At 56.3% G+C, this 8,082-nt stretch carries 7 protein-coding genes and 2 pseudogenes; 1 reads left to right on the forward strand and 8 read right to left on the reverse strand.

What is annotated here, in order from left to right:
- Positions 1-141 precede the first annotated feature (141 nt).
- The 3 genes and pseudogenes from AO277_RS08480 to AO277_RS08495 all read right to left on the reverse strand — a co-directional run bounded on the left by AO277_RS08480 (position 142) and on the right by AO277_RS08495 (position 2,818).
- Complete coding sequence (locus AO277_RS08480; protein ID WP_044319942.1) at positions 142-1,440, reverse strand: NAD(P)/FAD-dependent oxidoreductase; 1,299 nt, start codon at positions 1,438-1,440, stop codon at positions 142-144.
- Positions 1,441-1,657: 217 nt separating this feature from the next.
- A pseudogene (locus tag AO277_RS08490) lies at positions 1,658-2,192 on the reverse strand (MOSC domain-containing protein).
- Positions 2,189-2,818: a DUF1780 domain-containing protein gene (locus AO277_RS08495; RefSeq protein ID WP_003430735.1), complete on the reverse strand. Its 630-nt coding sequence runs from the start codon at positions 2,816-2,818 to the stop codon at positions 2,189-2,191. The pseudogene AO277_RS08490 and the gene AO277_RS08495 overlap by 4 nt, the downstream one beginning before the upstream one ends.
- An 84-nt stretch (positions 2,819-2,902) precedes the next feature.
- Here AO277_RS08495 and AO277_RS08500 point away from each other — a divergent pair.
- Positions 2,903-3,175 (forward strand): annotated as a pseudogene (locus AO277_RS08500) (hypothetical protein); the annotation flags it as partial.
- 199 nt (positions 3,176-3,374) lie between these two features.
- Here AO277_RS08500 and yacG read toward each other — a convergent pair.
- From yacG to pilB, 5 genes are read right to left on the reverse strand one after another with little or no spacing between them, the layout of a single operon-like run.
- Entirely contained in the window at positions 3,375-3,584 is a 210-nt protein-coding gene (gene yacG / locus AO277_RS08505) for a DNA gyrase inhibitor YacG (RefSeq protein ID WP_044319940.1), read from the reverse strand.
- On the reverse strand, positions 3,581-4,204 hold the full coding sequence (coaE, locus tag AO277_RS08510) for a dephospho-CoA kinase (protein WP_044319939.1): 624 nt from the start codon (positions 4,202-4,204) through the stop codon (positions 3,581-3,583). The genes yacG and coaE overlap by 4 nt, the downstream gene beginning before the upstream one ends.
- A complete protein-coding gene (locus AO277_RS08515; RefSeq protein ID WP_044319938.1) occupies positions 4,201-5,073 on the reverse strand; it encodes a prepilin peptidase in 873 nt (290 codons plus the stop codon). Before AO277_RS08515 ends, coaE begins: the two co-directional genes overlap by 4 nt.
- A 1-nt stretch (position 5,074) precedes the next feature.
- Positions 5,075-6,292, reverse strand: a complete 1,218-nt coding sequence (locus tag AO277_RS08520) for a type II secretion system F family protein (protein ID WP_044319937.1) — start codon at positions 6,290-6,292, stop codon at positions 5,075-5,077.
- Between the two features lie 2 nt (positions 6,293-6,294).
- A complete protein-coding gene (gene pilB, locus AO277_RS08525) occupies positions 6,295-7,989 on the reverse strand; it encodes a type IV-A pilus assembly ATPase PilB (RefSeq protein ID WP_044319936.1) in 1,695 nt (564 codons plus the stop codon).
- Positions 7,990-8,082 lie beyond the last annotated feature (93 nt).

The following is an 8,082-nucleotide window of genomic DNA, read 5'->3' on the forward strand; positions in this document are numbered from 1 at the left end:
CAATATTCTTTCACGGCTGCGAGTTTTGCCTGCACTGTATATTTACCCATGACGCCTCCAAAGGTTGCGTCCAACCTTCGGGGGTCATACCAGAGCATGGGCACGATGGTGTGTTCCCGCAGGCCTCTCGGCTGACGGGCCTTAGTGCAGCTTCATCCGTGTCTCGGTGCCTTTGCCGATCTTGCTGCCCAGCATCAGCATCAGGGTGCGGAAGGTGCCGTACAGCGCCATCTGGTGCATGCGATACAGCGACACATAGAACATCCGCGCCAGCCAGCCTTCAAGCATTACGCTGCCCATCAGGTTACCCATCAGATTGCCGACTGCCGAGAAGCTCGACAGCGAGATCAGCGATCCGTAGTCCTTGTAGGTGTACTCCGGCAAGGTCTTGCCTTCGATCCGCAGGCGCAGCGATTTTGCCAGCAACGACGCCTGCTGATGAGCAGCCTGAGCGCGTGGCGGGACGTTGCGGTCGGTGCCTTTTTGCGGGCAGGCGGCGCAGTCACCGAAGGCGAAAATATTCTCGTCACGGGTGGTTTGCAGCGTCGGCAGCACTTTCAACTGATTGATCCGGTTGCTCTCCAGCCCATCCAGCTCATGCAGAAACGCCGGAGCACGAATACCTGCCGCCCAGACTTTCAAACTGGCCGGAATGACCTGCCCGCTGGCCGTGATCAAGCCGTCGGCGGTCACTTCGCTCACCGCGGCATTGGTCAGCACCGTCACGCCAAGTTTTTCCAGTGTCTTGTGCACAGGCGCGCCGATACGCTCTGGCAATGCGGGCAGCACCCTAGGCCCGGCTTCGATCACTGTAATGCGCAGGTTTTCCGGCTTGATCTGGCCCAGCCCGTAAGCCGCCAGCTCGTGCGCCGCGTTGTGCAGTTCTGCCGCCAGTTCAACACCAGTCGCACCTGCGCCAACGATGGCCACGGTGATTTCCTGAGCACTGTCAGCCTGACCGGCGTGGGCGCGCAGGTAGTGGTTGAGCAGTTGCTGATGGAAGCGCTCGGCCTGTTTGCGGCTGTCGAGAAACAGGCAATGTTCCGCCGCGCCCGTGGTGCCGAAGTCGTTGGTGGTGCTGCCCACGGCGATGACCAGCGAGTCGTAACCCAGGCTGCGTGCCGGAACCAGTTCGGCACCGTTTTCATCCAGCGTCTCGGCCAGGTGAATCTGGCGACTGGCGCGATCCAGCCCGGTCATGCGCCCGAGCTGAAACTGAAAGTTGTTCCACTTGGCCTGAGCCACGTAGTTCAGCTCGTCTTCATACGAGTTGAGAGAACCCGCCGCGACCTCGTGCAACAGCGGTTTCCAGATATGCGTCAGGTTGGCGTCGACCAGCGTTACACTGGCCGTGCCTTTCTTGCCCAGGGTTTTACCCAGGCTGGTCGCCAGCTCCAGACCGCCAGCGCCGCCGCCAACGATAACAATACGATGCGTCATAAGGATTACTCGGAAGGTTTAAGGAATTCGCGGGGAGCCTGATCTTCGCGAGCGCAAGGCAGCTCATAGCGTCAGAAGGCTCGATAAATGGGTTCATCACGGCAACACCGGGATCAGGAGCGACCTGCGCTCGACTGGATGCCGGTTTGCCTGAAGGTACTCTTCGACACACCTTTGCGGTTCCGGGTTCAGGTGGCGGCTCAATTTATGCGTTGTCTCAAGCGTGCTGACGGGCAGGGGGCCAGGGATCAGTGATTTCCAGCGGCTCGACCTGCAACACATCGTCCAGGCGGATGATGCCGCTTTGTAACACTCGCGCAGTGATTCCGCCATGCCCACGCACCGCCTGAAAGGTTCCGCGACCAAGGCGCTGCTCCAGACGCGCACAAGGCTGGCACCAGCCAGTGGTTTCAAAAATCGCCTGGCCGATGCGAAAGCGTCGGTTTTTTCAGGCTGAACAGATTGATGCCGCTGATCACCAGATTGCGCCGCAAGTCCTGCGGCACGATGGGGTTATCCGCAGAGCGGTCCAGCAATGAGCCGACCACAGCCAGATGCTCCCACTGGATCAACGTCACCTGCCGGGCGTTGCGCGGACCAGGTCGCGAATGATCGCCGGTCAGCCCCGCTTCGCGCCGCGCTTCCACCGCATCCAGTTCGATCATCTCGACCCGCGACTCCGGGCGCACACCAATCCAGCGCACACGGCCTTGTTGAGGCACATCGGCCAGCAGTTCCTGCAAGGGGCTCATAAACTGATTCCAACATCGAAAACGACACTGCGGCCCAGGTTGGTACGCAGAAAATCCGGAGCGCCCGGATGCGCGAACAATACCCGAGCAAAGGTCGGCCCCACCAGCGACAACGAACGCCAGCCCTGACGCAGGTACTCGGTCGGTGGCGGAAAATGACTGTTGAGGTCCAGCACCTCGCGCTTGAGGCTGGCGAAGGCGATGATATCCAGCCCGCCCAGGTCAATGCCGCGTTCGCGATAATTGGTGGATTTCTTGCGCAGGGTAGGGGCGAGTCGGTGCAGCAGTTCAGAGGCGGGAATCCGTTTGGGCTTGGCTTCCCGACGTACCAGTTGGCTCAACGAAAAAGCGCTACGTCGTCGCGCCAGCTCCTCACGCCACTCATCATTGAGACGACGGCCCTCATCGAGCACAAAAAACACCTCGAAACGCCCGTCACGAAACAGCACATCCGGCGGCTCCTGAGTGGCAGGCGTGAAGTCCTCGTTGCGATGCGCAATGTTCAGCCCCTGCAACAGGCGCTGACAAACCCAACGCTCACGCTCCCACTTCCGCGCATTGGAAAGAAAGGCGTTGGCTTGTTCGGCCTGGATCGTCAACAGGCGTAGGTAGTCTGAGTCATCCATAGGGCCAAGCTTAGCGTTCAAGTTGCCATGACTGGAAGAGTGAATGCAGGTGTGTAGACTGGCAATTCATTTTTTGATCGCTTGCGAAAAATGCCCGCAGGCGCTGCTTTTATCGAGGCTCTTCAGGACAAGCCAAAGGGCTTTCTGGAATCATGTCACACGGTGTTCGCCATTCCCCAAATGCGCGATTACCGCTATCGCGTCATGCTTGATCGAGAGGCGCGCATCGTGCCGCAGTACGCAGGCGATGACGATAAAGGGCTGTGGTTACAGTTGCGCGACGGGCAGTTGGTCAGTCAGCAGCAGTTTGGCAGTGCTGATGCGTTGAGGACTGCGTTGGAGAAGCCTTGGCCGTAAATACGATCATTATCGTTCCCGCGCTCTGCGTGGGAATGCATTTCTGGACGCTCTGCGTCCAACCTGGAATGTGCGGTGCGCGCAGATTTGTGAAGCGGAGCGTCACGGAATGCATGCCAACGCGGAGCATTGGCACGAGAGTCAGCTGTAGTTGAGTAGAACGATGAGCGCAGAGCGTGTGCATGCATCCCGGAATGTATCAATGCCCCCGGTGCGGAGCCTCTAAATCACCCGAGAACAACTCATCCTCAGCATCCGGGCTCACCGGAATCGCATGCTCTTCAGAAGCCCAGGCTCCCAGGTCGATCAGTTTGCAGCGCTCTGAGCAAAACGGGCGGCTCGGGCTGGCGGCGCTCCATTCCACCGGGGCATTGCAGGTTGGGCATTGGACGGTCATTGGTTGGCTCATGATTGGCCTCCACGCAAAGTAAGGTAAAAGTGGTGCAGCCGCTCGACTTCGCTGTTCAGCCAGGCGTGATCGCGGTCGTTGACCAGCACATCGTCGGCATGGCGCAAACGGTCTTCACGCTGGATCTGCACCTTGAGAATGGCTTCGACCTGCTCCTGGCTGGAACTGTCGCGCAGCATCGTGCGTTCTATTTGCACCTGCTGTGGCACATCGATGACCAGCAGGCGCTGAACCATACGGTATTGCCCGGATTCGATCAGCAGCGGCGAAACCAGAATGGCATACGGCGATTTGGCCCTGGCCAGATGGCTGACGATTTCCTGATTGATCAGTGGGTGCAGCAGCGCTTCCAGCCAGCGTCGCTGCTCCGGGTTTTCAAAAATCAGCTTGCGTAGCGCGCCACGGTCCAGCTCGCCGCTGGCCTGCAACACGCCTTTACCGAAGTGCGCGGCTATCTGCTCCAGCGCTGGACGCCCCGGCTCGACCACCCAGCGGGCGGCATGGTCGGCATCCACGGTGTCGATGCCAAGGTTGGTAAAGCACTGTGCCGCTGCACTTTTACCGCTACCAATGCCGCCAGTCAGGCCAAGAATCCAGGTTTTTTGATCAGGGTGAGTCATCTGAAACCGGCAAACTGCATGTAAGAGTCGGTTATTTGACCACCCCAGAGCAAAGCGATCCACCCCGCAATGGCCAGATAAGGACCAAAGGGGATCGGCGTACCGCTTTCAACCCTGCGCACGCGCATCATGATCACCCCAAGCACCGCGCCCACCAGCGATGACAGCAGGATGGTCAACGGCAGAATCTGCCAGCCGCCCCACGCGCCAAGCATGGCCAGCAACTTGAAGTCGCCATAACCCATGCCTTCCTTGCCGGTCACCAGCTTGAACAGCCAGAACACCGACCACAGCGCCAGATAACCGGCCACCGCGCCCCAGAGCGCATCGTTCAGCGAGGTGAACAGCCCGAAAGCGTTGACGATGAGGCCCAGCCACAGCAGTGGCAGCACCAGAGAGTCAGGTAACAGCTGGTGGTCGGCGTCGATCAGACTCATCTCCAGCAGGCCCCAGCTCAACACCAGCATCGCCGCTGCCTGCCAGCCGAAGCCGAAATGCCAGGCGATGTAGGCCGACAACACTGCGCAGGTCAGCTCTACCAATGGGTAGCGTTTGCTGATGGGGGCTTTGCATTGTGAGCATTTACCGCGCAGCAGCAGATAGCTGATCACCGGCAGGTTCTCCCACGGGCGGATTTTGTGTGCGCAATGCGGGCAGCTGGAACGAGGGCGGTTCAGGTTGAAGGCGGGCTGATCGGGTTCCGCGGGCAGGCCGAGCATTTCACGGGATTGGGCTTTCCAGTCGCGCTCCATCATTTTGGGAAGGCGGTAGACGACTACGTTGAGGAAGCTTCCGATGATCAGGCCGAGAATGCAGCAGGTAATGACGAAGGCCAGCGGTGAGCTGGCCAGGAAATCGAGGAGGGGCATTTCAGACAACGCTTCCGAGTTTGAAGATGGGGAGGTACATGGCAATCACAAGGCCGCCGACAATAACTCCCAGCACCGCCATGATCATCGGCTCCATTAGGCTGGTCATGTTGTCGACCATGTTGTCGACTTCATCCTCATAGTAGGTAGCAACTTTATCGAGCATATTGTCCAACGCACCGGACTCTTCGCCTATGGCCGTCATCTGGATTGCCAGGCTTGGAAATACGCCGGTCGATCGCATCGAAAAGTTCAACTGCATGCCTGTGGAAACGTCTTGTTTTACCTTGTTTACAGCATTTCTGAAAACAACATTTCCGGTAGCTCCGGCAACTGAGTCGAGTGCTTCCACCAGAGGAACTCCTGCTGCGAATGTAGTCGCAAGTGTCCGCGCGTAACGAGCTACGGAAGACTTGAAAATAAGCGGTCCAATGATCGGTATTTTCAGCAGGAATCGATCAATATTGTCGCGAAACTTTTGAGACTGCTTATAAGCCCGCTTGAACAAAAAAGCACTTACGAAAAACAGACCAACTATTGCTAACCACCATTTCTGTACGATATCGGATAAGCCGATTACCATGAGAGTGAATGCGGGTAGCTCTGCGCCAAAGCCTGCAAAAACTGACTGAAACTGCGGCACCACTTTGATGAGCAAAATACCTGACACGATAATTGCGACCATCAATACAGCAATAGGGTATGTCATGGCTTTTTTGATTTTTGCTTTGAGCTTTTCAGTCTTTTCTTTGTAGCTAGCGACGCGGTCCAAGAGACTCTCAAGTGCACCTGCTTGCTCGCCCGCATCGACCAAATTACAAAACAGGTCGTCGAAGTATTCTGGTTTTTGCCGAAGAGCCGTGGCAAAGCTGTTGCCGGCCGACACCTCCTGCTTGAGTGAGCCAACCAGTGCACGCATGTTCGGGTTTTCTGCACCCTCGGCAATGATGTCAAATGACTGCAGAAGCGGCACACCTGCCTTCATCATGGTCGCCATCTGCCGAGAAAAGAATGCGATGTCCAGCGGCTTGATCTTCTTGCCCTTGCCGAATATTGATACAGCCTTCTTGCGCACCTTGGTCGGATTAATGCCTTGCTTGCGCAGTTGGGCCTTTACGAGGGCGAGGTTATGGCCGCTCAGTTCACCACTGGTTTTGGTGCCTTTCTTGTCAACACCTTCCCACTTGTAAACGATGACTTTGACTGCCTTGCTGGCCATTTTTAATCCTTGGTTACGCGGTTAACTTCTTCAAGACTGGTGATGCCTTGCATGGCTTTGGATAACCCTGAGGTTCGCAGGTCATTGAATCCGTCCTTGCGCATCTGTCTGGAAATCTCCAGAGAGTTGCCTTCTTCCATGATGATGCGTTCCAATTCAGGCGTTTTTTTGACCACTTCGTAAATACCGACCCTGCCCCTGTAGCCCCCGTTGCACTGCTCACATCCCACTGGCCCATAGATTTTGAAAGTGCCAACCTTTGCTTCCGGAAAGCCTTCCTGGATAAGTGTCTCGCGAGGAATATCGAGTTCTTTCTTACAATGACTACACAGCTTTCGCGCCAATCGTTGCGCGATAATTAGATTTATCGCTGTAGCAATGTTGAACGCTGCGACACCCATATGGTGCAGTCGCGTAAGGGTTTCAGCAGCGCTGTTAGTATGCAAGGTGGATAACACCATATGACCGGTTTGGGATGCCTTGATAGCGATTTCGGCTGTTTCCAGGTCTCGTATCTCACCGACCATGATTACGTCGGGATCTTGACGCAGGAATGCGCGTAAAGCCTGAGAAAAGTCCAGCCCCTGACGCGGGTTGACGTTAACCTGATTGATGCCTTCCAGGTTGATCTCTACCGGGTCTTCAGCTGTGGAAATGTTGATGTCCACTGTATTAAGAATGTTCAGGCCAGTGTACAGCGAAACGGTTTTACCCGAGCCAGTGGGGCCGGTTACAAGAATCATGCCTTGTGGTTGCTTCAGCGCTTCAAGATACAGCGCTTTTTGTTCGGGCTCGTAGCCCAGAGCATCAATGCCCATCTGCGCACTGGTCGGATCGAGGATACGCATTACGATCTTCTCGCCCCACAGCGTAGGCAAGGTGTTCATACGAAAATCGATGGCTTTGGTTTTGGACACCCTTAACTTGACGCGTCCGTCCTGCGGTTTGCGCCTTTCCGAAATATCCAGGCTGGCCATGACTTTCAAGCGCGCGGCAATACGGTTTGCCAGATGAATCGGCGGTCTGGCGACTTCATGCAAGATGCCGTCAGTACGCAACCGCACGCGGAATATCTTTTCGTAGGGCTCAAAATGCAGGTCGGATGATCCTAATCGGATAGCATCCATCAGCATCTTGTTGACGAAACGTACCACCGGGGCGTCGTCAGCGTCATTCTGCGTAGCAAGGGAGGTTTCCTTGCCGTCAGCCGGTTCGATGTCCAGACCCAGATCTACATCTTCCAGATTGCCCAGACCGCTATCACTGTCAAAAAAGCGATCTATAGCAGTAGTCAGCTTGTCATCTTCGACCAGAATCGCTTCGGTGTTCAGGCCAGTGCTGAACTGAATATCAGTCACCGCCTGATGATTGGTCGGGTCCGAAATCCCGATAAATAGTTTATTGCCGCGCCGCCACAGCGGCAGTGCATGATGTTGTCTAACCAGCTTTTCACTCACCAGGCCTTTAGGCTGGCTTTCTTTGTCCAGGCTGGCGAGGTCCATGAAGGGCACGCCAAACTGATCGGAAGCCATTTCTGCCAGCGTCAGGCTTTTGACCAATTTGTTCTGTACCAGATAGCTCACCAACGAAATCTTGTCGCGGCGCGCCTGTTGATACGCTTGCTGCGCAACAGATTCAGTAAGTAGCTCGGCGAGGACCAATTGTTTGGCCAAGCCAGTGAGGACAGCATCAGTCATAAAACCACCAAGGACAGACAGTGTGAGGGTTTGAACCGCCCCGGGTTTCTCGGAGACCCTTTTGTTTGAGTCATGCCACCTGGGCAGACTCGG

It is taken from the genome of Pseudomonas amygdali (genome assembly GCF_002699855.1).
Taxonomy (GTDB): domain Bacteria; phylum Pseudomonadota; class Gammaproteobacteria; order Pseudomonadales; family Pseudomonadaceae; genus Aquipseudomonas; species Aquipseudomonas amygdali.

What these genes read in the sequence shown, in the direction of transcription:
- AO277_RS08480 (WP_044319942.1), bottom strand. Translation starts at nt 1,440, where the DNA reads ATGACGCATCGTATTGTTATCGTTGGCGGCGGCGCTGGCGGTCTGGAG.
- coaE (WP_044319939.1), bottom strand. Translation starts at nt 4,204, where the DNA reads ATGACTCACCCTGATCAAAAAACCTGGATTCTTGGCCTGACTGGCGGC.
- AO277_RS08520 (WP_044319937.1), bottom strand. Translation starts at nt 6,292, where the DNA reads ATGGCCAGCAAGGCAGTCAAAGTCATCGTTTACAAGTGGGAAGGTGTT.
- AO277_RS08515 (WP_044319938.1), bottom strand. Translation starts at nt 5,073, where the DNA reads ATGCCCCTCCTCGATTTCCTGGCCAGCTCACCGCTGGCCTTCGTCATT.
- pilB (WP_044319936.1), bottom strand. Translation starts at nt 7,989, where the DNA reads ATGACTGATGCTGTCCTCACTGGCTTGGCCAAACAATTGGTCCTCGCC.
- AO277_RS08495 (WP_003430735.1), bottom strand. Translation starts at nt 2,818, where the DNA reads ATGGATGACTCAGACTACCTACGCCTGTTGACGATCCAGGCCGAACAA.
- yacG (WP_044319940.1), bottom strand. Translation starts at nt 3,584, where the DNA reads ATGAGCCAACCAATGACCGTCCAATGCCCAACCTGCAATGCCCCGGTG.